Below are 24,617 nucleotides of genomic sequence, written 5' to 3'. Positions count from 1 at the left end.
CCGTGTCGGGGCGTGGCGTGCTCGTGGCGGGTCCGGCGTGCTGGGCGCGCCGTGCTGCTGGCGTCCGCCGGGATCAGCGCAGGCGGTCCTGCAGCGCGCGCTCCACCACGGTGGGGACGTACGGCGTCACGTCACCGCCGAGCGTGGCGACCTGACGGATGAGCGAGCTGGAGACGTGTGCTCGCGATGCCTCCGGCAGCAGGAACACGGTCTCCACGTCCGCCAGGTGCCGGTTCATGATCGCCATGGGGGTCTCGTAGGCGACGTCCTCGCCGGAGCGCACGCCCTTGACCAGGACCGTCGCCCCGACCTGGCGGCAGTAGTCGACGAGCAGCCCCGCGGTCCACTCCCCGACCCGGATGTTGCCCGGCGCGCCGACCTCGGCGAGCGACTCCTCGATGAGGCGGACCCGGTCGACGGCGTCGAACATCGCCGTCGACTTCGCCGGGTTGTGGACCACGAGGACGTGGACCTCCTCGAAGAGCCCCGCCGCGCGGCCGATCACGTCGAGGTGCCCGAGGGTCACGGGGTCGAAGGAGCCGGGGACCACCGCGATCTGCGTCATGCCCCCGACGATACCGGCGGTGCTCGTCCGGGGGCCCCGGCGCGTGCGGTGCCGGGTCAGTTCTTGCCGAGGAACGCGGCGTCGGACTCGTCGAGCCGCCGGGCCAGGGCGTCGCGCAGCTCGGGCTGGTCGCTGAGGTCGGGGTCACGCTCGAGCAGGCGCTCGGCTTCCTCCCGCGCGTCGATGATCACGTCGGCGTCCCGCACGACCCGCAGGAGGTTGAGCGACGAGCGCCCACCGGACTGTCGTTCGCCGAGCACGTCGCCCTCGCGCCGGAGCTCGAGGTCGACCCGGGCCAGCTCGAAGCCGTCGTCCGTGGCCGCCACGGCGTCGACGCGCTCGCGGGAGGTCGTCTCGTCCTCGGCGGCGGTGACGAGCAGGCACACGCCCGGGTACTGGCCGCGGCCGATGCGTCCGCGGAGCTGGTGCAGCTGCGACACCCCGAACCGGTCGGCGTCGAGGATCGCCATCATCGAGGCGTTCGGCACGTCGACACCGACCTCGATCACCGTGGTCGCGACGAGCACGTCCACGTCCCCGGCGGCGAACGCGGTCATCACGCGGTCCTTCTCGTCGCCGGACATCCGGCCGTGCAGGACCTCGATCCGCCGCCCCTGCAGCACGGGCATCGTGCGCATCCGCTCCGCGGTGGTCAGCACCGTCGCCGGGGTGCGTTTCGGGGCGTCCTCGTCCGTCTCCGGGTCGGGCTCGCCGTCGTCTTCGGCGTGGGCGTCGTCGATGGCCGGGCACACGACGAAGGCCTGGCGTCCGGAGGCGAGTTCCTCGGCCATCCGGGTCCAGATGCGCGACTCCCACCCGGGGTGCTCGGCCAGGCCGACCGTGAAGGTCTCGACGCCGGCACGGCCGGACGGCATGCCCGCGATGGTGGAGACGTCGAGGTCCCCGAACACGGTCATCGCCACGGTGCGCGGGATCGGCGTCGCGGTGAGCACGAGCACGTGCGGCGGGGCCTGCCCCTTCGTCCGCAGTGCCTCGCGCTGCTCGACGCCGAAGCGGTGCTGCTCGTCGACGACGACGAGGCCGAGCTCGGCGAAGTCCACGCGATCGCCGAGGAGCGCGTGCGTGCCCACGACCAGCCGCGACCCACCGGAGGCCGCGGCGAGCAGTGAGCGTCGTCGCTCGTCCGTCGACTGCGACCCGGTCAGGATCACCGGGCGGAGCTCGGCGGCGAGGTCGGCGCCGAGGAACTTCACGATCGAACGGAGGTGCTGGGCGGCGAGCACCTCGGTCGGGGCGATGAGCGCGGACTGCCCGCCGGACTCGGCGACGGTGAGCATCGCGCGGATCGCCACGAGGGTCTTGCCGGAGCCGACCTCGCCCTGCACGAGCCGGTGCATCGGCCAGTCCCCCGCCAGGTCGTGCGCGATCTCGTCGCCCACGGAGCGCTGGTCGTCCGTCAGGGTGAACGGGAGCGTGGCGTCGAAGCGCTCGAGGATCCCGCTCGGGGACGCCGTGCGCGGGGTCGACGCGGTCGCACGGGCGGCGATGCGGCGCTGGACCAGGGCGGTCTGCAGCACGAAGGCCTCGCGGTACCGGAGGGCGTCCTGGGCGCGCTTGAAGTCGGCGACCTTCTCGGGGCGGTGCAGCAGCTCGAGGGCACGACGGAACGGCACCAGGTCGAGCCGTGCGCGCACCGACGAGGGCACCGGGTCGGCGATCTCCGGCAGCGTGTCGAGCACCACCGCCATGGCCTTCGCGATCTGCCACGACGACAGCGACGCGGTGGCCGGGTAGATCGGGATGGGCTGACGGGAGAAGCGGATCGCCTCCTCGGACTCGGGGTCCGCCGTCGCGCGGGGGTCGTCGGCGTCGAAGAGCTCGTAGTCCGGGTGGGCCAGCTGCCGGGCGCCGCGGTAGTCGCCGACCTTGCCCGCGAAGATGCCACGCGCGCCGACGACGAGGTCCTTGGTCCGCCACCCCTGGTTGAAGAACGTCAGCGTCAGCAGGCCCTTGCCGTCGCCGATCTTGGCTTCGAGGATCGACCCCCGGCGCTGGCGCATCGTGCGCTCCCGGACGTCGACGACCTCGGCGACGATGGTCACCGACTCCCCGATCGCGAGCGAGTCGAGCGCCGTCAGGGCCCCACGCTCGGCGTACCGACGCGGCGCGTGCTCGAGGAAGTCACCCACCGTGCGGTACCCGAAGGCCTTCTCGACGGCCTTCGCGGTGCGGCCGCCGAGCACGTTCGCCAGGCGGGTGTCGAGCGGCGCCGGTGCCCAGGCGGTGCCGGCGGGCAGGTCCGACCCCGTGGAGGCCGACCCCGCGGGCGCGTCGGCTGCGGGCGCGTCCACTCCGTGCGCGTCTGCTGTTGGCGCATCGGCACCGGGGGTGCCGTCGGATGACGCACTCGTGCGCGCAGCGGCTCGTGAGGTGACCACACGGCAACGGTACCCGGGACGGCCGACGTGCACCGAGCCTCCCGACCGGCCTGTGGACAACCGCTGCGAGCGCTCGGGCGGCCGCTACGGTTGCTGCATGACCCGCATCATCGCCGGCGCCGCCGGCTCCACGACGCTCCGGGTGCCGAAGTCGGGCACCCGTCCGACGAGCGACCGCGTGCGCGAGGCGCTCTTCTCCTCGTTGGAGTCCCGCGGGCTCGTCGACGACACCGCGGTGGCCGACCTGTACGCGGGCACCGGGGCCCTGGGGCTCGAGGCCGCGTCGCGTGGTGCGGTGGAGGTCGTCCTCGTCGACCGCGGCGCTGCGGCGGCTGCGGCCTGTCGCGAGAACGCGCGGATCGTCAAGCAGCGGGTGCCGGGTGTCCGCATCGACGTGCATGCGCAGCCTGCGCTCGGGTTCCTGCGTGGGACCGTGCGGACCTTCGACCTGGTCTTCATCGACCCGCCGTACGAGGTCACCGAGCACGAGATCGCCGAGGTGCTCGAGGCCCTGGTGCCGCGGCTGACCGCGGACGCCGTGGTGGTCGTGGAGCGGAGCAAGCGCTCCCCCGAGCCGAGCTGGCCGGCGGGGCTCGAGGCCTTCAGCAAGCGCAGCTACGGCGAGACCGTCGCGTGGGAGGCCGTGGTCGCTGCGGCGTGAGGCCTGGGCGTCGGGTGGCGCGTGGGGGTGCGGCTCCGACCCCGAACGACACCACCGCTGTCGTACGACGTCGACGTTGTCGCGCACCGCCCCAGCGCCCACGCACCGCCCCAGCGCCCACGACGCCCGACCCCGAACGACACCACACCGCCCGCTACACCCCTCAGCCCGCGACGCCGTCCCAGTCCGCGTAGGGGTCCCACCCGGTCGTCGGCACGGGCTCGCCCGCACGCAGCAGATCGGCCTCGCCACGCGGCACGACGACACCGATGCGACGGAAGCCACCGGGAAGCACGACGTCCGTGGGGAAGGTCGCGAGCAGGCCGTGGTCCTCGCCCCCGCGCAGTGCGATGTCGTCCAAGACGACACCGGCACCCGCACCCGAGCCCGCGTCGAGCTCCAGCGTCACCCGGCTGGCCCGCGCGAGTCGTCCGGCGTCGATCGCGAGCCCGTCCGACAGGTCGAGCATGGCCGTGGCGCCCGCGACGCCCGCAGCGACACCGTCGGCGATCGGCGGCACCGGCCGACGCTGCCGTCCGACGTCGGGGTCGGTGTCCAGTCCTGCGGCCCGCACGGCCTCGGCCGAGGGTTCCCCGTGCGCGTCCACACCGTCGCGGAACAGCCGCCCGAGTCCCCGCGCCGCGGCCCCGAGCTCGCCGGACACCGCCAGGACGTCGCCGACCCGGGCACCCGACCGGAGCACCGGGGCCCGGCCCTCGAGGTCGCCGAACGCCGTCACCGCGACCGTGAACGCCGACGAGGTCGACAGGTCCCCACCCACGACGCCACAGCCGGGCGACAGTGCCGCGACCGCCAGGCGGAAGCCGTCCGCGATGCCCTCGAGCACCGCGACCGGGGTGTCCTGCGGCGCAGCCAGCGCGACGACGAGCCCCGACGGCACGGCGCCCATCGCGGCGACGTCCGAGAGGTTCGTGGCGGCGGCCTTCCAGCCGACGTCCTCGGGCGAGGACCACGCCCACCGGAAGTCCGGCCCGTGCACCATGAGGTCCGTCGTGACGACGAAGCGTCCGTCGGGCGCAGCGACCACGGCGCAGTCGTCACCGGGTCCCACCAGCGGCGAGCCCGCCGGCAGCCGGGAAACCACTCGGTCGAGCACGACGAGTTCGCCCAGCTCCCCCACGGTCGGTCCGGTCCAGGGGTCCACGGGTCCGCTCGACTCGTCCGTCTCGTCCACACGAGAACGGTAACCTGGTCGACGATGGACACCGCGCGCCGCACCACCCGGATCGCCGCCGGACTCGGCCTGCTGGTCGCCGTGGCCGGTGTGCTCACCGGGTGCACGAACGCCGTCTCGATGACGGCCGCGCCGTCCGCCGACGCGGCAGCGTGTGCCGGCGCGCAGGTGCGGCTCCCCGAGACGGTCGACACGAAGTACGCGATCCGCAACACGAACGCGCAGTCGACCGCCGCGTGGGGCGACCCCTCGGCCGCGGTCTACCACTGCGGCGTGGCTGTCCCGACGGTCTCCGACCTGCCGTGCTTCTCCAAGGGGTCCGTCGACTGGATCCGCGACGACCGCGGCAAGCAGGTCGTCTTCACGACGTTCGGGCGCGACCCGGCGGTGCAGGTCGTCATCGACACGTCGAAGACGACGCCGAACGTGCTGCAGGACATCGGCAACGCCGTCGACTCCCTGCCGAAGGACGGCCACGAGTGCCTCGACCCGTCCCAGGTGCAGGGCTGAGCGGTCAGGACACCCCGCTCACGTCTGCTGAGCGGTCAGGTCCCGTCGCCTGACGGCGCCGCAGGCGACGCCTGGTGACCACTCGGTGGACAGCGCGCGGTGCGTCGTGACCAGCCGCCGGACGGGAGGCTCGGCGCAGGTCCGGCACCGAGCCTCCCGTCGGGTGGAACGCGCGTTCCCACCTGCTGACGCGGCGTCGGCGAGTCGGAACGCGCGTTGCAGGTCAGAACTTCCGACCCCCTACGCGCGAAACAACTCACTACGCGCGGAAGGACCACCGGCGCGTCAGCGGACCGCGGCGCGACCCAGCTCGATGAGCTCGGCGACGAGCTCCGGGTAGGACACCCCGGTCGCCGCCCAGCACCGCGGGTACATCGAGAACGGCGTGAAACCGGGCATCGTGTTGACCTCGTTCACGACGAAGCCGTCGTCGGTGAGGAAGCAGTCGACGCGGGCCAGGCCCGAGCCGCCGATGGCCTCGAACGCGCGGGCCCCGATGGAGCGGATCGCGTCGGTCTCGTCCTCGGTCAGGGGCGCCGGGCAGAGGAGCTGCTCGTCGCCGCCGAGGTACTTGGCGGCGAAGTCGTAGAAGCCGTCCTCGGCGACGACGATCTCGCCGGGCAGGCTGGTGCGCGGGACGCCGTCACGGCCCTCGAGCACGGCGACCTCGACCTCGCGACCGAGGACCCGGGGCTCGACGATGACCTTGCTGTCGTGCTCGAAGGCGAGGTCCATCGCAGCGCCGAGCTCGGACGGCTCATCGACGCGCGAGACGCCCATGCTCGAGCCGGCGCGGGCGGGCTTGACGAACAGCGGCCAGCCGTGGATCGCGATGCTCTCGGCGATGCCGAGGCGGTCGGCGTCCCACTCGCGGCGGAGGACCGTCGACCACGGGGCGACCCGCAGGCCGGCGTGCTCGAGGACCGCCTTGGCGACGTGCTTGTCCATGGCGAGGGCACTGGCGAGCACGCCGTCGCCGACGTACGGCAGCCCGGCGATCTCGAGCATGCCCTGGATGGTGCCGTCCTCGCCGAACGGGCCGTGCAGGATCGGGAAGACGATGTCGACGGAGACGGTGGTGACCGAGCCGTCGCGGTGTTCGACCGTGAGCGCGCGGGGTTCGGCAGCGCTCGGGAACCGGACGCGCGTGCCGTTGTCCGGCACCACCGGCAGGTGCTGGCCGTCGAGGGCCCACGCCGACGGGTCGTCCGGCTGGAGCGTGAAGTCGCCGTCCTTCGTGATGCCGACGGGGACGATGTCGTACGCGGTCCGGTCGACGGCGTCCATGATGCCGCCGGCGGTGACGCAGCTGATCTCGTGCTCGCTCGACCGGCCGCCGAACAGGACGACGACGGTGGTGGTGCTGGTCATGGACGCTCCTGGTTGCAGAGTGGCCGGACCGGTCACTCGCCCTGGGGCTCGTCGGTCTCGGTGAGGTGCGGTGCGATGTTGCGCGGATCGAGCCTACCGGCGAGGACCTCGGCCACCTGGCCCACGATGGGCATGTCGACGCCGTTCGCCGCGGCGAGCTCGAGGATCGGGGCGACGGACGCCAGCCCCTCGGCGGTCTGGTTCATCTGCCGGACGACCTCGTCGAAGCGGTACCCCTGGCCGAGCAGGCGGCCGGCGGTGTTGTTGCGGGAGAGCGGGGACTGGCACGTGGCGATGAGGTCGCCGAGGCCGGCCAGCCCGGACAGCGTGGAGGGCTGTGCGCCGAGCGACACCGCGAACTCGGTCATCTCGGCGAGGCCGCGCGTGATGATCGACGCCTTCGTGTTCTCGCCGTAGCCGACGCCGTCCACGATGCCGATCGCGACGGCGATGAGGTTCTTCAGGACGCCGCCGAACTCGGTGCCGATGACGTCGGTGTTGATGAACGACCGGAAGTACGGGTTCGTGGCGACCGCGGCGACGGCGGTCGCGGTGTCGACGCTCGAGGACGAGATGACGGCAGCGGTCGGCTGGCGGCGGGCGATCTCCAGGGCCAGGTTCGGGCCGCTCGCGACGGCGATGCGGTCCTGGTCGATGCTGAGGCCCTGCAGCAGGACCTCGCTCATCCGGAAGCCCGTGCCCTTCTCGACGCCCTTCATCAGGCTGACGACGGGCACGCCGGCAGGCAGCAGCTCGCGGATCGCGTCGAGGTTCGAGCGCAGGGTCTGCGACGGCACCGAGACGTAGACCTGCTCGGCGCCCTCGAGCACCTTGGCCAGCGAGGTGTTCGCGGTCAGGGTGCGGGGCAGGTTGATCCCGGGGAGGTACTCCGAGTTGCGCTTGGTCTCGGTGATCTCGCGGGCGATCTCCGGACGGCGGGCCCAGAGGACCGTCTCCGCGCCGCCCTCGGCGAGGACCTTCGCGAACGTGGTGCCCCAGCTGCCGGCACCGATGACGGCGACGCGTGGCTTGTCGGTGGACTGCATGACGACGCGGATGGCCGCGGTGTCGACGGCGCCACGTGCGGCGACGGAGGGGTCCGGGTGGTCGTCGTGCGGGCGGAGGCCGGGTGCGGTGGTCCGGTCGGCTGCGTCACTCAAACTTGCCGGTCTCCTTCTGGTTGTTCGCGCTCGGGTCCCAGCGCTGCGCCGGGGCCTGCTCGCCGCGGAGCTGTTCGACGAGCGCGGTGATCTGCGCCATCAGCTCCGCCGTCACCTCGGCCAGCAGCTGCTGGTCGAGGGGCTTGCCGCGGTACGCCGACAGGTCCATGGGCTCGCCGACGATGACGTCGACGTGCGCCTGGCGGAACAGGTGCAGCCGCTTGGAGTACCGCGGCATGATCCGCTGCGTGCCCCAGTGGGCCATCGGGATGAGCGGCACGTCGTTCTCGAGCGCGATCCTGGCGGCGCCGGTCTTGCCGCGCATCGGCCACAGGTCGGGGTCACGGGTGAGCGTGCCCTCCGGGTAGACGATCACCGCGCCGCCCTGCTCGACCAGGCTGCGGCCGCCGCCGAGCGGGTCGTTGAGGCGCGTGCGCCCGGACCGCTCGACGGGGATCTGGCCCATGCCCGTCATGAGACGCCCGACGACCGGCACGCGGAAGATCGACGCCTTGGCGAGGAACCGCGGCAGGCGTCGGCTGACCCACACCGCCGTACCGACGACGAGCGGGTCGATGTTCGTGTAGTGGTTCGGCGCGAGGACGAACGCCCCGTGCTCGGGCAGACGGTTCGGCCCGTGCCAGCGGTACGCCGACACCCAGCGGAACAGCGGGATCACGAAGACCGAGGTGATGCGGAACGCGATGTTGCGCTCACCCCGCTTCCACCGCCTGCCCGGGTTGGGCAGGCCGGTGGTGACGGTGTCGAGGGCGCCGCCGCTTGAGCGGTCGGACCCGTCGAGCTCGCGGCCGTCGTCGGAGCGGTCGGACCCGTCCCCGTGCGATCGTGCAGCCATCTCAGCCGGCGAAGTCGAAGTCCGCCCCGAGCTTGCGCAGCTTCGGGATGAAGTGCTCGTACCCGCGGCTGATGATGCCGACGTTCGTGATGTGCGACTCGCCCTCGGCGGTCAGCGCCGCGATGAGGTGGCTGAAGCCACCACGGAGGTCGGGGACGCGGACGTTCGCGCCGTGCAGCTTGGTCGGGCCGGTGATGACCGCGGCCTGCTCGAACGGACGGCGGGCGACGCGGCGGTCGTGCCCGGGCAGCCCCTCCTTGTGCACGACGATGTCGGCACCCATCTCGTTGAGGGCGTCGGTGAAGCCGAAGCGGTTCTCGTAGACGGTCTCGTGCACGACGCTGCGGCCCTCGGCCTGGGTCAGCGCCACGACGAGCGGCTGCTGCCAGTCGGTCATGAAGCCGGGGTGCACGTCGGTCTCGATGACGACGGGCTTCAGGACCTCGAGCTCCCGGTAGAACCGGATGCCGTCCTCCTGGATGTCGAACCCGCCGCCGACCTTGCGGAAGACGTTGAGGAACGTCATGAGCTCCTGCTGCTTCGCGCCCTCGACGAAGATGTCGCCGTTGGTCGCGAGTGCGGCGGAGGCCCAGCTGGCGGCCTCGTTGCGGTCGTTGATCGCACGGTGGGTGTAGCCGCGGAGCGACTTCACGCCCTCGATGAAGATCGTGCGGTTCGGCTCGACCGTGATGATCGCGCCCATCTTCTGCAGGATCGCGATGAGGTCCATGATCTCGGGCTCGATCGCGGCGTTTCGGAGCTCGGTGGTGCCGTCGGCGAGCGTGGCGGAGAGCAGGACCTGCTCGGTCGCGCCGACGCTCGGGTAGGGCAGCTCGATGTCCGCGCCCTTGAGGCCGTTCGGCGCCGTGATGTGGATGCCGGAGATCTGCTTGTCGACGACCGCACCCATGGCCCGGAGGGCGTCGAGGTGGAAGTCGATCGGACGGTCGCCGATGCGGCAGCCGCCGAGGTCGGGGATGAATGCCTCGCCGAGCTTGTGCAGCAGCGGGCCGCAGAACAGGATCGGGATGCGGCTCGAGCCGGCGTGGGCGTCGATCTCGGCGAAGTGGGCCGACTCGACGTTCGACGGGTCGAGGATGAGCTCGCCTCGTGCAGGGTCCGTGATGCGCACACCGTGCACCTCGAGCAGCGCCCGGACGACCTTGACGTCGGAGATGTCCGGGACGTCCTTGAGGATCGACGGGGTGTCGCCGAGCAGGGAGGCCACCATGGCCTTGGTCGCGAGGTTCTTGGCCCCACGGACTTCGATGCGTCCGACCAGCGGCTTGCCACCGCGGATGACGATCTCGTCCGACTTGAGTCCCACGCGTGCTCCTGCTGCTGCTGCGTCCTGTACGAGAGAGTTCACTACTTCACCGGCAATGTTTTCGGCCGCCAGTTTCCACGGCGGGATTCGAACTCCGTGATCGAGGTCTCGTCACGGAGGGTGAGCCCGATGTCGTCGAGCCCTTCCATCAACCGCCAACGAGTGTAAGCGTCGATCTCGAAAGCCACGTCCACATCACCCAGCGACACGCGCTGCGTCACGAGGTCCACCGTGGCCTCGATCCCCGGGTGGGCCTCGATCTCGGCCCAGAGCCGCTCCACGTCGGGTTCGGTGACCATCGCGGTGACGAGGCCCTGCTTGCCGGCGTTGCCCTTGAAGATGTCCGCGAAACGGGGTGAGACCACGACGGAGAACCCGAAGTCGCGGAGCGCCCACACGGCGTGCTCGCGGGACGACCCGGTGCCGAAGTCCGGCCCGGCGACCAGGACCTTCGCGCCCTGGTACCGCTCCTGGTTCAGGACGAACTCGGGGTCCTGGCGCCAGCCGGAGAACAGCGCGTCCTCGAAGCCCGTCTTCGTGACGCGCTTCAGGTACACGGCGGGGATGATCTGGTCGGTGTCGACGTTCGACCGCTTCAGCGGTGCGGCGATCCCGGTGACGGTGGTGATGGCGTCCATCAGACGGCTCCTTCGAGTGCAGCCTCGTGCTCGTTCGTCAGGTCCCAGGGGCTCGAGAGCGTCCCACGCACCGCGGTCGCTGCGGCGACGAGCGGCGACACGAGGTGCGTGCGACCGCCCTTGCCCTGGCGTCCCTCGAAGTTGCGGTTCGAGGTGCTCGCGCACCGCTCTCCCGGCGCCAGCTGGTCCGGGTTCATGCCGAGGCACATCGAGCACCCGGCGAACCGCCACTCGGCACCGAAGTCGGTGAAGACCTTGTCGAGCCCCTCGGCCTCGGCCTCGAGCCGGACGCGGGCGGACCCCGGCACGACCATGACGCGGACGCCCGGCGCCTTCTCGCGGCCCTTGATGACGGACGCGAAGGCCCGGAGGTCCTCGATGCGGGAGTTCGTGCAGGACCCCATGAAGACCGCGTCGACCGCGATGTCCTTCATCGGGGTGCCGGCGGTGATGTCCATGTACTCCAGCGCCCGGGACGCCGCGGCGCGGTCGTTCGGGTCGGCGTAGCTGGCCGGGTCCGGGACGGACTGCGACAGCGAGACGCCCTGGCCGGGGTTCGTGCCCCAGGTGACGAAGGGCTCCAGCGTGTCGGCGTCGATGAACACCTCGGCGTCGAAGACCGCGTCGTCGTCGGTGGCGAGGGTGTCCCAGTACGCGACGGCCTCGTCCCAGTCGGCACCGGTCGGGGCGTGGTCGCGGCCCTGGACGTAGTCGTAGGTGGTCTGGTCGGGTGCGACCATGCCGGCGCGGGCGCCGGCCTCGATCGACATGTTGCAGATCGTCATCCGGCCCTCCATCGAGAGCGCCCGGATCGCCGAACCGCGGTACTCGAGCACGTAGCCCTGTCCGCCGCCGGTCCCGATCTGCGCGATCACGGCGAGGATGATGTCCTTCGCGGTGACGCCGGTCCGGAGCGTGCCCTCGACCGTGACGGCCATCGTCTTGAAGGGCTTCAGCGGCAGGGTCTGCGTCGCCAGGACGTGCTCGACCTCGCTCGTCCCGATGCCGAACGCCATGGCGCCGAAGGCCCCGTGGGTCGACGTGTGCGAGTCGCCGCAGACGACGGTGATGCCCGGCATGGTCAGGCCGAGCTGCGGCCCGACCACATGGACGATGCCCTGCTCCTTGTCGCCCAGCGAGTGCAGGCGGACGCCGAACTCCTCGCAGTTGCGACGGAGCGTCTCGATCTGGATGCGGCTCGTCGGGTCCGCGATGGGGCGGTCGATGGCGAGCGTGGGCGTGTTGTGGTCCTCGGTCGCGATCGTGAGGTCCAGGCGACGCACCGGGCGACCGGCCTGCCGCAGCCCGTCGAAGGCCTGCGGGCTGGTCACCTCGTGCACGAGGTGGAGGTCGATGTAGAGGAGGTCGGGGTTGCCGTCCTCGCCCTTGACGACGACGTGGTCGTCCCACACCTTCTCGGCGAGCGTCCTGCCCATGCTCTCGACCCTTCGGTTCGTGTCCGTCCACCCCGCTGTTGCGGTGCGGTGCAGCGATGCTACCACTGGTATACCAACCGGCCCACCCCGCCCCGTGGTCGCTCCACCGCGGCCGGGAGGCTCGCCCAGCGTTCGCCGACACGTGTCGCGGTGAGAGGATGGCCGGGTCATGCAGAAGCCGCCACACTCGTCCCGCACCGTCAACCTCGAGGGCGCGGCACGTGCCGCGATCGCCGGCGGGGCACCGCTCGCCCTGCTCATCGCCCTGGGCCTGCCTCAGTACGCGGCCTTCGCGATGTTCGCCGGGTTCACGGCGGTCTTCGGGCAGACCGAGCCCTACCGACAGCGGGCCGTCACCACCGGGGTGGCCGGGGCGCTGCAGACGCTGTGCATGTCCGCAGGCATCGGCGTCGGGCTCGTCGGGTCACCGCTGTGGCTGCAGGCGGTGGGGCTCGTGGTCGTCCTGGTCGTGGCGATCGGCACGCTCAGCGCGCTGCGGGCGGTCCCGGCGCAGCCGATCTTCCCCGTCTTCGCCTTCGTGGTCTCGGCGCTCGTGCCGCTCCGGCCGTCGGACCTGCCCCTCGTGGCCGCGATCATCCTCGGGTCCGTGGTGTGGGCGTGGCTCGTCGCGATGTCCGGCGCCGTGGTCCGTCGGGTCGGCCACCCCCGCGCCCCGCACGCCTTCCGCCCGCTCGGCGACCGGAAGCACCGCGACCTGGCGGTGCTCAGGACCGCCGCGCTCTGGGAGACCGTCGCGCTCAACGTCGTCGGTGCCCTCGTCGCCGGGGCGGTCGCCGAGTCCGTCCCCGGGCTCGGGCACCCGTACTGGGCCGTCATCGCGGTGGTGTCGATCCTCCCGGCGCTCCGACAGCGGCACACGGTCGCCCGGGCGGTGCAGCGCCTCGTCGGCACGGTCGGCGGCACGGTCATCGCGGTCGGCATCCTGCTGCTCGAGCCGGGCCTGTGGTGGATCGTCGTCATCGCGGTGGTCGGGCAGTTCTTCGCCGAGATCTTCGTGGCACGCCACTACGCCGTGTGCCTGCTCTTCCTGACGCCCCTCGCGCTCGCCGTCTCGTGGCTGAGCCTGCCGGAGGCACCGGAGCTCCTGGCGCTCGACCGGATCGCGCAGACGACCCTCGGCGCCCTGGTCAGCGTCGCGCTGCTCGTCGTCGGACGGGTCATCGAGCGACGCCGCGGGCGGGCGCTGGGCGCCACGAGCACGATCCGCACCGTCTGACCGGGGCTCCGGTGTGACCGGGGTGTCGCTTGACCGGTGTCCTCGGGCAGGATCGGGCCCATGGACACGAACGCCCTGCGCCTCGTCGAGGGCCCGCCGCCGCTGACGCACTACCTCCGACTCCGACGCGACTCCGGGCTGACCCCGGTGCGCGCCGACCAGGGTGCCGCCGCGATCACCGGCAGCTGGTCGGCGTGCCACGTGGTCGACGCCGGCGGCGTGCCGGTCGCCATGGGCCGGGTCATCGGCGACGGCGGGTGGTACTTCCACGTCGTCGACATGGCCACCGACCCGGGCCACCAGCGCCAGGGGCTCGGCCGCAGGGTCGTCGAGTGGCTGATCGCCGACGTCCGCGCCCGGGCCCCTGAGGGCGCCTACCTGTCGCTCATCGGCGATCCGCCCGGGCAGCGGCTCTACCGGTCGCTCGGCCTGGACGACGTCGCCCCGAGCCTCGGGATGGCGATGGTGCTCGGGGCGGACGACTAGCGCGGCTGCAGGTTCCAGGCGTCGATGACCGGGCGGCCGTGCTCGTAGCCGAGGATGCTGACCGAGGCCGTGCCGAGCTTCAGCACCGCGCCGTCCTGCGGTGCGAGGCGGATCCACGCGGCACCGATCGCGCGCAGGACGTGCCCGTGGGCGATGAACACGGCGTCGTGCCCCTCGGCGAGGAACGGCCGGGCACGGTTGAGCACGCGCTCTGCCCGGACCCGGACCTCCGCGGCGTTCTCCCCCGGCGTGGCACCGGCCGGGACCCCGTCGGTCCAGAGGTCCCACGGTCCGTGGCGCTGCACCTTGATCTGCGGCGTGGTCAGGCCCTCGTAGGCGCCGTAGTCCCACTCGTACAGGTCGTCGTCGAGCTCGGGGTCGACGCCGATGAGCGCCGCCGTGGCCCGGGCGCGCTGCAGGGGGCTGGACAGCGCGAGGGCGAAGTCACGGTCGGCGAGGTAGCGGCCGGCCCGTTCCGCCTGTTCGATGCCGTTGTCGGTGAGCGGGATGTCCGTGCGGCCGGTGTGCTGGCCGCTCTTGGACCACTCCGTCTCGCCGTGGCGGACGAGGACGAGTTCGCCGGGGCGTTCCGAGGTCATGGGTTCCTTCCGATCCAGAGGCCGAGCGCGGCTGCGCCGACCGAGACGACGAGCATCCCGAGGCCGTTCAGGACGGCGAGCCGGGTCTTGCCGGATCGGAGGAGCTGCACGGTCTCGACGCTCGCCGTCGAGAACGTCGTGTACCCACCCATCATGCCCGTGCCGAGGACCGCGACTGCCGGGATCGGCAGGGCGCCCGCCTCGCCGAGCCCGGTCAGCAGTCCGAGGACGAACGACCCGGAGACGTTGATGAGCATCGTGCCGAGCGGGAAACCGGCGACGCGCGCCTTGACGGTGCCGTCCAGCACGAACCGCAGGGCGGCGCCGACGCCACCGCCGACGGCGACGAGCAGGAGCTCGAGCGGGCTCACCGTGCACGCTCCTGCCCGCGCACGCGCCCGGCCGTCCAGAGTCCCGCCACGACCGCGGCGAGCCCGAGCAGCACGGAGAGCAGCGCGTACCCGCTCCCCGCGGCCCACCGTCCCACGTCGAGCAGCCGGGCGGTGTCGTCGGCGAGCGTGCTGTAGGTCGTGAAGCCGCCGAGGACCCCCGTGCCGACGAACAGCCGGACGGTGCGACGTCGTCCGACGTCCGGGCCACGACGCGCCAGGACGTCGAGGAGCAGCCCGAGGCAGAACGCCCCCACGACGTTGATGCCGAGGATGGTCCAGCTCACCCCGTCGACAGGGGGCAGCAGGCCCGCGAGCACCGCGCGGACACCGGTGCCGAGCGCCCCGCCGAGTGCGACCAGCGCGATGAGTCCCCAGCGGTGGTGTGGTGGTCGCTCGTCGTTCACCTGACCAATCCTGGACCGTCGCCAGGCGGACGTCCTACTCTCGGGCGCAGACGGCACTCCGGCCGACTGACGAGAGGGAGCTCCATGAGCATCAACGACGACGACATCACGACGGACGCCCAGAACGCCGGCGAAGGCCCCGCGGACGGCGGCGCGAACCCCAACGGCCACGACGGCGGTGCCGACGGCTCCGCTGACGCCGGCGAAGGCCCCGCAGACGGCGGCGCCAACCCGAACGGCCACGACGGCGGCGCTGACGGCTCCGCTGACGCCGGCTCCGCCGACGCCGGGGAGGGCCCCGCAGACGGCGGTGCCAACCCGAACGGCCACGACGGCGGCGCGGACGGCTCGGCGTGAGCCGAGAGCCCGACACGACGGAGACGGCGAGCGCCCTCGACCGGTGCATCGCCGTCTCCGTCGCGGAGTTCGCCGCAGACCACTGGGGCAAGCGCGCGCTGCTGAGCAGTGCCGCCGACCTCGGCACGACGTTCGACGACCTCTTCTCGACCGAGGCCGCCGACGAGCTGCTCTCGGTCCGCGGCCTGCGCACGCCGTTCATCCGGATGGCGAAGGAGGGCTCGGTCCTGGCGCCGAGCGCCTTCACCGCGCCGGGTGGCTACGGCGCGGAGGTCGGTGACCAGGTCAGCTCCGAGAAGGTGCTCGCCGAGTTCGCCGCCGGGTCGACGATCGTGCTCCAGGGGCTGCACCGCACCTGGCCGCCGCTGCAGGAGTTCACCCGACGACTCGTCGCCGAGCTCGGGCACCCAGCGCAGGTCAACGCCTACATCACCCCGGCGTCCTCCCGCGGCTTCGACCCCCACTACGACGTGCACGACGTGTTCGTGCTGCAGATCGCCGGTCAGAAGCGCTGGGTCATCCACGAGCCGGTCCACGAGCTGCCGTTCGCCGACGAGCCGTGGGGTGACCGTCGCGAGGCGGTGGCCGCCCGTGCCGCCGGGGAGCCCGCGATCGACACCGTGCTCTCCCCCGGCGACGCCCTGTACCTGCCGCGTGGGTGGCTGCACTCGGCGACGGCGCTGGTCGGCACCACGATCCACCTGACGATCGGCATGCCGGCCGTCACCCGGGCCGACCTGGCGCGCGACCTCATCGGCCGGGCGCTCCGTTCGGACCGACTGCGGGGGTCGTTGCCCCTCGGCGTCGACCTCGCCGACCCGGCACAGATCGCCGACGACGTCCGTGCAGCGGCGGAGGACCTCATCGCCTCGCTCGAGGCCGCGGCCGACGGCTCCGCTGTGGACGAGGTCGCGGTGCGCGTCGGGTCCCGGTTCCGCCGGTCGACCCGTCCGGAGCCGGTCCGCCCGTTGCGCACGGTGGAGGTCGCCGCTGGGCTGACCGGGGCCGACCGGGTCCGGTGGCGCGACGAACTGCACGCCGCCGTCCGCGAGGACGCGGGACAGGTCGTCATCGTGCTGCCGACGAAGACGCTCCGGCTGCCCGGCGTCGCCCTCGAGGCAGTCCGGGCGCTGCACGGCGGCGGGACCTCCGCCGTCGGGGCGCTCCCTGCGCTCGACGAGGACGACGCCGTCGTCGTGGTCCGTCGGCTCCTCCGGGAAGGCGTCCTGGTACCCGTCCCGTGACCGAGTGGCGCCGAACGGGCCCTGCGCTCGGGCCGCCCCGCTCCCGGGGCGGTCCGGCGTGCAGCGTGCGGTCCCGGGCGAGCGACGAGGACCTCGTCGCCACCGCCTCCCCTGGACGACGCTGGCTGCTCGTCGAGGTCGCGAGCGCCTGGGGCTGGGACGTCTGGACGCAGTCGCCGGCCCTGCCGCCCGAGATCGGGACCGCCCTCGCGCGTCGCGCCCAGCGTGCCGGGATGCGCATCCTCGCGATCCGCCGGACCGGCCGACTCCGCGGGGCCGGACGCTGGCGGTGGGCAGTGGTCGACGCCGACGCGCAACAGCCCACGGTGCGCTGGGGCGAGGCCGAGGGGCCAGAGGAGCTCCTGACGCTCCCCCTCGACGGCAGCACGGGCGTCCTGTCCGACCGACCGGTGTTCGCCGTGTGCGCCCACGGTCGCCACGACGAGTGCTGCGCGGTCCGCGGGCGTTCGGTCGTGGAACGGCTCGCCGTCGCCTACCCGGACGAGACGTGGGAGTGCTCCCACCTCGGTGGCGACCGGTTCGCGGCGACGACGATGGTGTTCCCACACGGGCTGAACCACGGCCGCGTCGACGAGCACGACCCCGTCGTCATCGCCGAGCAGTACCTCCGCGGACGCATCGCACCCCTCGGGTTCCGTGGCCGCTCGACGCACACGCACGTCGAACAGGCGGCGATCGCGGCTGCCGTCGCCGAGACCGGGGACGACCGGATCGACGCCTTCCGGCCGGTGTCGGTGTCCGAGCCGACGATGGACGGCACCGACTGGTCCGTCGACCTCGACGCCGAGGGACACCGTGTCCGGGTCGAGCTGGAACGGGTGCAGACCGCCGCGACGTACACGACCTGCCGCGCGACGCTCGCCGTGGAGGTGCCGCGCTTCGTGGTGCGGAGCGTCAGCGTCGCCGTCTGATCGACGCGCTTCTGCTCTTGCCGTATTCTCAATGTACGGATTGAGGAGCGGGCGATGCTGTACCAGACCACGTTCGAGGACCTCCGGTCCCGCATCAGGGCCGGCGAGTTCCCCGTCGGCCAGCGACTGCCGTCGGAGGCCGAGCTGCTCGCGCACTACGACGTCAGCGCGATCACCCTCCGCCGCGCCCTCGACATGCTCCGCGAAGCCGGGTACGTCGCGCGCCGCCCGCGTGTCGGCACGACGGTCGTCAGCGCCGAACCGACCACGCGGCAGCAGCCGACCGCGCACACGGAGATCGGCGTCGTCCTGACCAACTTCGACGACACGTTCGGGACACGGGTGCTCGAGGGCATGCTCGACGAGGCCGGCACCGAGACCGACGTCATCGTCAAGCGCACGCACGGCGACCACGACACCGAGGACTCCGCCATCCGTGCGCTCGCGCGCCGCGTGCACGGCCTGGTCGTCCTGCCGAGCAGCTCCGAGTTCATCCCACCGGCCGTGCTCGAGCTGCTGCCGACGGGGTTCCCCGTGGTGATCCTCGACCGGCGCTACGAGGGCATCCCGGTGACGGACATCTCGACGGACAACATCGCGGCAGGCGCAGCGGCGACCGAGTACCTGTTCGACCTCGGACACCGCACGGTCGCACTCGTGACCTCGGACAGCCGCGTGACGTCGAACGACGACCGGCGACGTGGCTGGGTCGGCGCGCACGCCCGCAAGGACAAGGCGCTCGACGACCGGCTCGCGTTCCACGACGTCGAGTCGACCCTCCCTGGTGCCACCGACCGGCCCGAGCACGACGTCGCCCGCCTGGTCGCGTTCGTCGAGGCGCACCCGGAGGCGACGGCGTTCGTCGCCGGTGAGTACAACATCGCGCTGCTCCTGCGGGACGCACTGGAGCAGGTCGGCAAGCGGGTGCCGGACGACGTCTCGATCGTCTGCTTCGACCATCCCGACGCCACGTTCGACCGTCGGCTCTTCCGCTTCACGCACATCGCCCAGGACCAGCCGGGGGTCGGACGGCAGGCCGTGGCCCAGGTGCTGCGACAGGCACGAGGCGAGAGCGACTCCCGGAAGATCCTCGTGCCTGCGCAGCTGGTGGACGGCCTGTCGACCGCGCCCCCGCCTACCGGTCGAGCCGCGCGCGCAGCTCGGTCGCCATCACGGCGCTGAGCTGGGTCGAGTACGGCACCGCACCGACGGGAGGCTCGCTCCAGTCGTTCGCGGCCGGCCGGTCGAGCTCCTCCGGGAACGCCCCCCAGAGCGCGTCGGTGCTGGCACGGACGAACGCCGTCAGGGCGACGCCGTCGGCGTCCCCGTCCGGCAGCCGCTCCAGGAGGAGTCCGAGGTACCGGTAGTACACGCCCTTGAACAGCCCTTCGTCGCCACCGTCGCCCTCCTGGCGGAAGACGACCCCGTCGGACAGCTCGGCGACGGCGGTGCGGGCGGTCCGGACCGCGACCGCGAGCAGGTCGCTGTCCGGTCGGCGGTCGCCGAGCTCGACGGCAGCACCGACGTAGAGCCCCTGGTTGTACGTGAACCGCCACTGCGTGTCGACGCGGCCGTCCCCCTCGCGGTTGACGCCGTCCTCGACGAACCCGTCGGCATCGTCGACCAGGTGCCCGGTGAGCCAGTCGAACGCCGTCTCCGCGAACCGCAGGAACCGGTCGTCCCCGGTCACGCGGTGCAGCCGTGCGCCCAGGATCACGAGGGGTCCGTTCGCCGGGGTGTTCTTGTACGCGAGCTGCTGCTTCCGCCAGGCCAGGCTCGTCCCGCCGTGGTCGTTCCACCCGTGCTCGACGACGTGGTCGAACAGCGCGACGGCGTCATCGAGGTACCTGGGCTCCCCGGTCGCACCGTGCAGTCGCAGGGTCGCGAGGGCGAACCAGAGCATGTCGTCGAAGTAGTCGTTGAACAGCGAGCCACCGTTCCGCTCGACGATGTTCCGGTGCACCGTCCTGGCCTGGTCGAGCCGGATCGGGTCGCCGCTGCGCTCGTGGGCGTCGAGTCGGACGTCGAGGAGGTGGGCCAACCACCAGTAGTTGAACGTGCCGTCGTCGGCGTCCTCCACCGGCCAGGCATTGTGGAGGTACTGCGGCCACGGCGCTCCGTAGAGCTGCTCGATGCTGTCCTGCATGCGGTCGGCACGGTCTGCCCAGACGCCGGTCATGGTGCCGGTCACTTCCGGTTCTCCTGGAGGATGCGGTCGCCCTGCTTCGCTGCCTGCGCGAGTGCCTGCTCCGCGGTCAGCTGGCCGGACATGAACTTCTCGAGCGCCGGGGTGAGGGCCTTGCCCTCGACGTCGCTGTACCCGGGCACGTCCGGGCGGACGGACGCGTAGTCGAGCGTCTTCACGAAGCCGGCGTACCGCGGGTCGTCGGTGAAGAACGGGTCGTTGGCCGAGGAGCGGTTGGCCGGGATCCACCCGGAGACCTTCGCGAAGTCCACGCCGTTCTCGGCCTTGGTCGCCCACCACTTCTCGAATGCCCAGGCACCGTCCGCCTGCTGCGCGCCGGTCGGGATCGCGAGGCCGAAGCCGCCCATCACGGCGCCCTTGGCTCCGCTGGGTCCGGCGACCGGTTCCGTCACGCCCCACTTCAGGCCGTCTGCCTTCTCGAGGTTGGGCACGTCCCACGGTCCGTCGTACTTCATCGCCGCCTGGCCGGCCGCGAAGACGTCGTTGGTGTCGCCGAAGCCGTTCGTGTAGACGCCGTCGTCCATCAGGCTCTTCCAGAAGTCGAGCACCTCGATGCCCTCGGGGCTGTCGAAGGCGGTCTTCGTGCCGTCCTTCGTCAGGAGCCGACCACCGGCCTGCTGGAGCCACATCGAGAACAGACCCGGGTCGTTCAGCATGAACCCGGACTGCTGCAGCTTGCCGCCCGTGCTGACGGTCAGCTGCTTCGCGTCGGTCTTCAGTTCGTCCCACGTCGTCGGCGGCTGCAACCCGGCCTTCGCGAACAGGTCCTCGTTGTAGACGAGCGACCGGTTGTCGACGAGCAGCGGCAGACCGTAGAGCTTGCCGTCGTACCGCATCTCGGACAGGGCCTGCGGGTAGAAGTCCTTCGTGTCGACGTCGTCCTCCTCGACCCGGTCGTCGATGGACTGCAGGGCCCCCTTCGGCGCGTAGAGCGAGGTCTGGTAGCGGTCCCAGAGCACGAGGTCCGGCACCTTCCCGCCGGCGATCGCCGTGAGCAGCTTCTGCTCGACGAGTTCCTGCGGGACGTACTTGACCGTGTACTTCGTCTGCGCCTTGTTGAAGGCGCTGGTCATGGTGTTGATCTGGTCGACCTGGTCACCGGACCAGGAGCCCCACATGGTGACCTCCTGGCGGCCGTCGGCGCCGGTGGCGCCGGACGACCCGGAGGAACAGCCCGTGAGGACGAGCGCGGCTGCGGCGAGCGCGGCGGCTGCGCCGAGGAGACGACGTGACGTCATTGTCGTGTGCTTTCTGCTGTGCGGGGGCCGACAGACCGGCACCCCGGGGTGGACGGGATGAGCTACTTGGTGCCGGCGTGCGCGATGCCCTCGATGATCCAGCGCTGGGCGAGGATGAACACGACCAGGACGGGGAGCATCGTGATCACCGTCCCGGCCATGAGCGGGCCGTAGTTCGTCGTGTAGTTGTTGACGAACCCCGCGAGCCCGACCAGGACGGTCATCATCTTCGGGTCGTTGAGGACGATGAGCGGCCAGAGGAAGTTGTTCCAGCCGGCCTGGAAGCTGAGCAGGCCGAGCACGGCGAGCCCGGCCTTCGTGAGCGGGAAGTAGATGACGGCGAAGATGCGGAACTCCCCCGCGCCGTCGATGCGGGCGGCTTCGCCGAGTTCGTCGGGCAGCGACTCGAAGAACTGCTTCATGAAGAACACGGCGAACGCGCCGGCCGCGCCGGGGACGATGACGGCCCAGTAGGTGTTGATGAGCCCGAGGCCGCCGTTGCCGCCGACGTCGTTCCCGCCGAGCAACGGGAAGTGTCGGAGGATGAGGAACGTCGGGATCATCGTCACGATGCTCGGCACCATGAGCGACGACAGGAACGTGACGAACACGGCCTGACGCCCCGCGAACCGGAGCTTGGCGAGCGCGTACCCGGCGAGGGACCCGAAGAACAGGTTCGCCACGGCGCCACCGACCCCGAGGACGAGCGAGTTGACGAAGTAGCGACCGTACGGGACGGTCGTCACGGCCTGTACGTAGTTGTCGATCGTCGGGTTCTCCGGGACCAGCGACAGCGAACTCGCGAGGATCTCACCGGCGGGCTTGAGCGAGGTCGCCAGGGTCCAGACGAGCGGCGCGACCGTGACGATGCTCACGAGACAGACGCCCACCCACCAGGCGATCGTCTTCGTGCGCCGGACGGCAGCCGCGCGGCGCCGCAGGTGCTGTCGGTCGCGCTCGGTGAGCACGCCGGGCGTGGAACGGGTGGCGGTCGCGGTCATCGTTCGGTGTCCCGGTTCGTGAGGCGGGCGTTGACGAGGGAGAACGCGAGGATGATCACGAACAGGATGAACGAGAGCGCGGACGCGTAGCCCATCTGCAGCGACCCGAACCCGCGGTCGTAGATGTAGTAGACGATCGTGACGGTGGAGTTGCCCGGCCCGCCCTTGGTGAGCACGTACGCCTGGTCGAAGACCTGGAACGCGTTGATGATGAGCAGTGTCGAGACGAGGAAGGTGGTGCGTCGGATGCTCGGCACGACCACGTACCGGAAGACCTGCCAGGCGTTCGCGCCGTCGAGGCGTGCTGCTTCGCGGAGGTCCGGCGAGACGCCCTGCAGCCCGCCGAGGAAGATCATCATGTTGCCGCCGAAGCCGGCCCACACGCTCATCATGACGATCGCGGACATCGCCCAGTGTGAGTCGTAGAGCCAGGCTGGTCCGTTGATGCCGAACCAGCTCAGCGCCTCGTTCAGCAGACCGTGCTGCGGGTTGAGCACCCAGTACCAGATCGTCGCGGTCGCCACGGTGGACGAGACGACCGGGATGTAGAACAGCGTGCGGAAGACACGCGCACTGCGGGCGCTGCGGTTGAGCAGCAGCGCGGTGGCCATCGCGATGACGAGACCGAGCGGCACGTACAGAACCGTGTAGAGCACCGTGTTGCGGAGCGCGATCCAGAAGAACGGGTCGGAGGCGATGCGGACGTAGTTGTCGAACCCGGTCCAGGTGAGCGGCCCGATGACGGCGTAGTCGCTCAGGCTCACGACGGCGGCGATGACGACCGGGAGCGCCGTGAACAGCAGGAACAGGAGACCCGGCAGCGCGAGGAACACCCAGGCCGCCCGGGTCTGGTGCCTGCGCGTCGCGCTGACGCCGCTCCCCCGTTCGGCCCGCGGGCGCTTCGGGGACGCGACGTCGAGGGCGTCATCGGCTTCGCCCGCGACGACGGCCTGCTCCTCGGGGGTCGTGACGACGCTCATCGGGCGCTCCGATCGGGTACCGGCGCCGAGGCGGTGCGCAGGCCGGCGAGGTCGAGCACGAACTCGCAGAACATCGCGTTGGCCCAGGAGAACCAGGGACGGGTGTAGGTGGCAGGGTCGTCGACGTCGAAGGACTCGTGCATGAGCTGCGTCCCGGCGTGGGTCGCGCACAGCTGGCGCAGGACGCGGTCACGTTCGTCGGCGTCGGTGGCGGTGAGCCCCTGGACGGCGAGGGCGATCGGCCAGACGTTGCGCCCGGGGGTGTGCGGGCTGCCGATGCCGCTGCCGGCCGCCCCGCTGAACCAGTACGGGTTCGTGGGTGAGAGCACGGCGGCGCGGGTGCGCCGGTACAGCGGGTCATCGGGGTCGCACCACCCGAGGACCGGCAGGGACAGCAGGCTCGGGACGTTCGCGTCGTCCATGAGCAGGGCGTCCCCGGTGCCGTCGACCTCGTAGGCCAGGACCGCGCCGTGGTCGGGGTGGTGGACCACGCCGTGTGTCCGGATGGCGTTGTCGATCTCGTCGGCGAGGGCGGTCGCCCGCCGTGCCAGGTCCTCGTCGTCGAGCACCGCCGCGGCGAGTTCGGCGACGTGTCGCAGCTCGGTCACGGCGAAGGCGTTCCCCGGGACGTTGAAGCCCAGGGTCGTCGCGTCGTCGCTCGGCCGGAACGCGCTCCAGGTCAGACCGGTCCGCACGGTGCGCGGACCACGTCCCTGGCGGACGAGCGTGTCACTCGGCAGCAGCGGGTCGGGTCGTTGGAAGCGGTACGGCGAGCCCGCCTCGTGGTCCTGCTCGACGGTCCACAGCGCGATCGCCGCAGCAGCGACCTCGGCGAACCGGTCGAGGTGGTCGGTCCGCCCGGTGCGCGCCCAGAGGTCGAACGCCAGGCGGATCGGGTAGCAGAGCGAGTCGATCTCGTACTTGCGCTCCCAGACCCACGGGTCCATCGCCGTGTCGTCGTCAGCGTGACCGGCACCATCGGGCGTGCGGTTGAAGGCGTTGGCGTAGGGGTCGACGAGGACGTACTCGAGCTGCCGCCGTGACACCGACGCCACGGTGTCGGCGAGCGCCTCGTCCTCGGCGACGAAGTGCAGGTACGGCGTGAGCTGCGCGGTCGAGTCACGCAGCCACATCGCCGGGATGTCTCCGGTGACCATGAAGGTCGTTCCGTCCGGCATGGCCGTCATCGTCGTCGACAGGGTGTTCGCGAAGCAGTTCGCGAACACCGCGCCGACGTCGGACCCCATCCGGTCCTCGACCTGCTGGGCGACCCTGCCCACGAGGTCTGCATGTATCTGAACCACGGTGCTCCCTTGACTTTCACTGGTACTGCTCCAACTATATGGATTAGTCGAATCCACGCAAGAAGTAGTTCAAGTATACTTTTTGCGCCTGCACGCGGCAGGGCGGATCGGACCTCGGA

General features: G+C 71.5%; 25 protein-coding genes. 8 read left to right on the top strand and 17 right to left on the bottom strand.

The genetic code is table 11. The features are described 5' to 3' along the window. Nucleotides 1-73: 73 nt before the first annotated feature. Nucleotides 74-565, bottom strand: a complete 492-nt coding sequence (gene coaD / locus BIU98_RS05690; protein ID WP_071273041.1) for a pantetheine-phosphate adenylyltransferase — start codon at nucleotides 563-565, stop codon at nucleotides 74-76. A 56-nt stretch (nucleotides 566-621) separates the two neighbouring features. Continuing rightward, nucleotides 622-2,778: an ATP-dependent DNA helicase RecG gene (locus BIU98_RS05685; RefSeq protein ID WP_254787801.1), complete on the bottom strand. Its 2,157-nt coding sequence runs from the start codon at nucleotides 2,776-2,778 to the stop codon at nucleotides 622-624. Nucleotides 2,779-3,061: 283 nt separating this feature from the next. Here BIU98_RS05685 and BIU98_RS05680 point away from each other — a divergent pair, with 283 nt between their 5' ends. After that, nucleotides 3,062-3,625 carry an RsmD family RNA methyltransferase gene (locus BIU98_RS05680; protein ID WP_071273038.1) on the top strand — a complete coding sequence of 188 codons (564 nt, stop codon included), beginning with the start codon at nucleotides 3,062-3,064 and terminating at the stop codon, nucleotides 3,623-3,625. A 163-nt stretch (nucleotides 3,626-3,788) separates the two neighbouring features. Here the strand turns inward: BIU98_RS05680 and thiL are convergent, their stop codons facing one another. After that, complete coding sequence (gene thiL, locus BIU98_RS05675; protein WP_175481296.1) at nucleotides 3,789-4,820, bottom strand: thiamine-phosphate kinase; 1,032 nt, start codon at nucleotides 4,818-4,820, stop codon at nucleotides 3,789-3,791. Between the two features lie 24 nt (nucleotides 4,821-4,844). On the opposite strand from thiL, the gene BIU98_RS05670 reads away from it, so the two are divergent. Continuing rightward, complete coding sequence (locus BIU98_RS05670; protein ID WP_071273035.1) at nucleotides 4,845-5,330, top strand: DUF3515 family protein; 486 nt, start codon at nucleotides 4,845-4,847, stop codon at nucleotides 5,328-5,330. Between the two features lie 285 nt (nucleotides 5,331-5,615). Here the strand turns inward: BIU98_RS05670 and BIU98_RS05665 are convergent, their stop codons facing one another. The 6 genes from BIU98_RS05665 to leuC all read right to left on the bottom strand — a co-directional run bounded on the left by BIU98_RS05665 (nucleotide 5,616) and on the right by leuC (nucleotide 12,118). Then, the gene (locus BIU98_RS05665; protein WP_071273031.1) at nucleotides 5,616-6,701 is read right to left on the bottom strand and encodes a D-alanine--D-alanine ligase family protein; all 1,086 of its coding nucleotides are present in this window, start codon (nucleotides 6,699-6,701) and stop codon (nucleotides 5,616-5,618) included. A gap of 32 nt (nucleotides 6,702-6,733) precedes the next feature. After that, entirely contained in the window at nucleotides 6,734-7,747 is a 1,014-nt protein-coding gene (locus BIU98_RS05660) for an NAD(P)H-dependent glycerol-3-phosphate dehydrogenase (RefSeq protein WP_071273080.1), read from the bottom strand. A gap of 106 nt (nucleotides 7,748-7,853) precedes the next feature. Beyond that, nucleotides 7,854-8,717 carry a 1-acyl-sn-glycerol-3-phosphate acyltransferase gene (locus BIU98_RS05655; protein WP_175481295.1) on the bottom strand — a complete coding sequence of 288 codons (864 nt, stop codon included), beginning with the start codon at nucleotides 8,715-8,717 and terminating at the stop codon, nucleotides 7,854-7,856. 1 nt (nucleotide 8,718) lies between these two features. Then, on the bottom strand, nucleotides 8,719-10,086 hold the full coding sequence (gene murA / locus BIU98_RS05650; protein WP_071273028.1) for a UDP-N-acetylglucosamine 1-carboxyvinyltransferase: 1,368 nt from the start codon (nucleotides 10,084-10,086) through the stop codon (nucleotides 8,719-8,721). Further along, nucleotides 10,086-10,682 carry a 3-isopropylmalate dehydratase small subunit gene (gene leuD / locus BIU98_RS05645; RefSeq protein ID WP_071273025.1) on the bottom strand — a complete coding sequence of 199 codons (597 nt, stop codon included), beginning with the start codon at nucleotides 10,680-10,682 and terminating at the stop codon, nucleotides 10,086-10,088. The genes murA and leuD overlap by 1 nt, the downstream gene beginning before the upstream one ends. Next, the gene (gene leuC / locus BIU98_RS05640; RefSeq protein WP_071273021.1) at nucleotides 10,682-12,118 is read right to left on the bottom strand and encodes a 3-isopropylmalate dehydratase large subunit; all 1,437 of its coding nucleotides are present in this window, start codon (nucleotides 12,116-12,118) and stop codon (nucleotides 10,682-10,684) included. The genes leuD and leuC overlap by 1 nt, the downstream gene beginning before the upstream one ends. Nucleotides 12,119-12,287: 169 nt before the next feature. Between leuC and BIU98_RS05635 the strand changes: the two genes are divergently transcribed. Next, on the top strand, nucleotides 12,288-13,355 hold the full coding sequence (locus tag BIU98_RS05635; protein WP_071273018.1) for an FUSC family protein: 1,068 nt from the start codon (nucleotides 12,288-12,290) through the stop codon (nucleotides 13,353-13,355). A gap of 60 nt (nucleotides 13,356-13,415) precedes the next feature. Then, nucleotides 13,416-13,841: a GNAT family N-acetyltransferase gene (locus BIU98_RS05630; RefSeq protein WP_071273015.1), complete on the top strand. Its 426-nt coding sequence runs from the start codon at nucleotides 13,416-13,418 to the stop codon at nucleotides 13,839-13,841. Here BIU98_RS05630 and BIU98_RS05625 read toward each other — a convergent pair. The 3 genes from BIU98_RS05625 to BIU98_RS05615 are packed head-to-tail and all read right to left on the bottom strand — an operon-like array spanning nucleotide 13,838 to nucleotide 15,236. Further along, on the bottom strand, nucleotides 13,838-14,440 hold the full coding sequence (locus BIU98_RS05625) for a histidine phosphatase family protein (RefSeq protein ID WP_071273012.1): 603 nt from the start codon (nucleotides 14,438-14,440) through the stop codon (nucleotides 13,838-13,840). The genes BIU98_RS05630 and BIU98_RS05625 overlap by 4 nt on opposite strands. Then, nucleotides 14,437-14,811, bottom strand: coding sequence for a fluoride efflux transporter CrcB (gene crcB / locus BIU98_RS05620; protein ID WP_071273009.1), 375 nt, complete (start codon nucleotides 14,809-14,811; stop codon nucleotides 14,437-14,439). The genes BIU98_RS05625 and crcB overlap by 4 nt, the downstream gene beginning before the upstream one ends. Beyond that, the gene (locus tag BIU98_RS05615) at nucleotides 14,808-15,236 is read right to left on the bottom strand and encodes a CrcB family protein (RefSeq protein ID WP_071273006.1); all 429 of its coding nucleotides are present in this window, start codon (nucleotides 15,234-15,236) and stop codon (nucleotides 14,808-14,810) included. Before BIU98_RS05615 ends, crcB begins: the two co-directional genes overlap by 4 nt. Before the next feature lie 84 nt (nucleotides 15,237-15,320). Here BIU98_RS05615 and BIU98_RS05610 point away from each other — a divergent pair, with 84 nt between their 5' ends. The 4 genes from BIU98_RS05610 to BIU98_RS05595 all read left to right on the top strand — a co-directional run bounded on the left by BIU98_RS05610 (nucleotide 15,321) and on the right by BIU98_RS05595 (nucleotide 18,951). Beyond that, complete coding sequence (locus BIU98_RS05610) at nucleotides 15,321-15,593, top strand: BatC protein (protein WP_071273003.1); 273 nt, start codon at nucleotides 15,321-15,323, stop codon at nucleotides 15,591-15,593. Further along, nucleotides 15,590-16,837 (top strand): cupin domain-containing protein, encoded by a 1,248-nt coding sequence (locus BIU98_RS05605; RefSeq protein WP_071273000.1) that lies wholly within the window; start codon nucleotides 15,590-15,592, stop codon nucleotides 16,835-16,837. Before BIU98_RS05610 ends, BIU98_RS05605 begins: the two co-directional genes overlap by 4 nt. Before the next feature lie 65 nt (nucleotides 16,838-16,902). Continuing rightward, a complete protein-coding gene (locus BIU98_RS05600) occupies nucleotides 16,903-17,769 on the top strand; it encodes a sucrase ferredoxin (protein ID WP_071272997.1) in 867 nt (288 codons plus the stop codon). Nucleotides 17,770-17,823: 54 nt separating this feature from the next. After that, complete coding sequence (locus BIU98_RS05595) at nucleotides 17,824-18,951, top strand: GntR family transcriptional regulator (protein WP_071272994.1); 1,128 nt, start codon at nucleotides 17,824-17,826, stop codon at nucleotides 18,949-18,951. Here BIU98_RS05595 and BIU98_RS05590 read toward each other — a convergent pair. The 5 genes from BIU98_RS05590 to BIU98_RS05570 all read right to left on the bottom strand — a co-directional run bounded on the left by BIU98_RS05590 (nucleotide 18,905) and on the right by BIU98_RS05570 (nucleotide 24,474). Continuing rightward, a complete protein-coding gene (locus BIU98_RS05590; RefSeq protein ID WP_083393008.1) occupies nucleotides 18,905-19,960 on the bottom strand; it encodes a glycoside hydrolase family 76 protein in 1,056 nt (351 codons plus the stop codon). The genes BIU98_RS05595 and BIU98_RS05590 overlap by 47 nt on opposite strands. Continuing rightward, the gene (locus BIU98_RS05585; protein WP_071272991.1) at nucleotides 19,957-21,213 is read right to left on the bottom strand and encodes an ABC transporter substrate-binding protein; all 1,257 of its coding nucleotides are present in this window, start codon (nucleotides 21,211-21,213) and stop codon (nucleotides 19,957-19,959) included. The genes BIU98_RS05590 and BIU98_RS05585 overlap by 4 nt, the downstream gene beginning before the upstream one ends. A 62-nt stretch (nucleotides 21,214-21,275) precedes the next feature. Then, the gene (locus BIU98_RS05580) at nucleotides 21,276-22,214 is read right to left on the bottom strand and encodes a carbohydrate ABC transporter permease (RefSeq protein ID WP_083393007.1); all 939 of its coding nucleotides are present in this window, start codon (nucleotides 22,212-22,214) and stop codon (nucleotides 21,276-21,278) included. Beyond that, nucleotides 22,211-23,194, bottom strand: coding sequence for a carbohydrate ABC transporter permease (locus BIU98_RS05575; RefSeq protein WP_083393006.1), 984 nt, complete (start codon nucleotides 23,192-23,194; stop codon nucleotides 22,211-22,213). The genes BIU98_RS05580 and BIU98_RS05575 overlap by 4 nt, the downstream gene beginning before the upstream one ends. After that, nucleotides 23,191-24,474, bottom strand: coding sequence for a glycoside hydrolase family 125 protein (locus BIU98_RS05570; RefSeq protein WP_254787800.1), 1,284 nt, complete (start codon nucleotides 24,472-24,474; stop codon nucleotides 23,191-23,193). The genes BIU98_RS05575 and BIU98_RS05570 overlap by 4 nt, the downstream gene beginning before the upstream one ends. Nucleotides 24,475-24,617: the final 143 nt, after the last annotated feature.

This window comes from Curtobacterium sp. MMLR14_010 (assembly GCF_001865015.1).
In the GTDB taxonomy this organism is placed as follows: Bacteria; Actinomycetota; Actinomycetes; order Actinomycetales; family Microbacteriaceae; genus Curtobacterium.
The sequence above is the reverse complement of the archived record's forward strand: the minus strand, read 5'-3'. Positions and strand labels throughout refer to the sequence as shown.

Bases quoted from the DNA above. Each gene is read 5' to 3' on its own strand.
- coaD (WP_071273041.1), bottom strand. From the start codon at position 565: ATGACGCAGATCGCGGTGGTCCCCGGCTCCTTCGACCCCGTGACCCTC.
- BIU98_RS05680 (WP_071273038.1), top strand. From the start codon at position 3,062: ATGACCCGCATCATCGCCGGCGCCGCCGGCTCCACGACGCTCCGGGTG.
- BIU98_RS05670 (WP_071273035.1), top strand. From the start codon at position 4,845: ATGGACACCGCGCGCCGCACCACCCGGATCGCCGCCGGACTCGGCCTG.
- BIU98_RS05665 (WP_071273031.1), bottom strand. From the start codon at position 6,701: ATGACCAGCACCACCACCGTCGTCGTCCTGTTCGGCGGCCGGTCGAGC.
- BIU98_RS05660 (WP_071273080.1), bottom strand. From the start codon at position 7,747: ATGCAGTCCACCGACAAGCCACGCGTCGCCGTCATCGGTGCCGGCAGC.
- BIU98_RS05655 (WP_175481295.1), bottom strand. From the start codon at position 8,717: ATGGCTGCACGATCGCACGGGGACGGGTCCGACCGCTCCGACGACGGC.
- leuD (WP_071273025.1), bottom strand. From the start codon at position 10,682: ATGGACGCCATCACCACCGTCACCGGGATCGCCGCACCGCTGAAGCGG.
- leuC (WP_071273021.1), bottom strand. From the start codon at position 12,118: ATGGGCAGGACGCTCGCCGAGAAGGTGTGGGACGACCACGTCGTCGTC.
- BIU98_RS05635 (WP_071273018.1), top strand. From the start codon at position 12,288: ATGCAGAAGCCGCCACACTCGTCCCGCACCGTCAACCTCGAGGGCGCG.
- BIU98_RS05630 (WP_071273015.1), top strand. From the start codon at position 13,416: ATGGACACGAACGCCCTGCGCCTCGTCGAGGGCCCGCCGCCGCTGACG.
- BIU98_RS05625 (WP_071273012.1), bottom strand. From the start codon at position 14,440: ATGACCTCGGAACGCCCCGGCGAACTCGTCCTCGTCCGCCACGGCGAG.
- BIU98_RS05610 (WP_071273003.1), top strand. From the start codon at position 15,321: ATGAGCATCAACGACGACGACATCACGACGGACGCCCAGAACGCCGGC.
- BIU98_RS05595 (WP_071272994.1), top strand. From the start codon at position 17,824: ATGCTGTACCAGACCACGTTCGAGGACCTCCGGTCCCGCATCAGGGCC.
- BIU98_RS05585 (WP_071272991.1), bottom strand. From the start codon at position 21,213: ATGACGTCACGTCGTCTCCTCGGCGCAGCCGCCGCGCTCGCCGCAGCC.
- BIU98_RS05580 (WP_083393007.1), bottom strand. From the start codon at position 22,214: ATGACCGCGACCGCCACCCGTTCCACGCCCGGCGTGCTCACCGAGCGC.
- BIU98_RS05575 (WP_083393006.1), bottom strand. From the start codon at position 23,194: ATGAGCGTCGTCACGACCCCCGAGGAGCAGGCCGTCGTCGCGGGCGAA.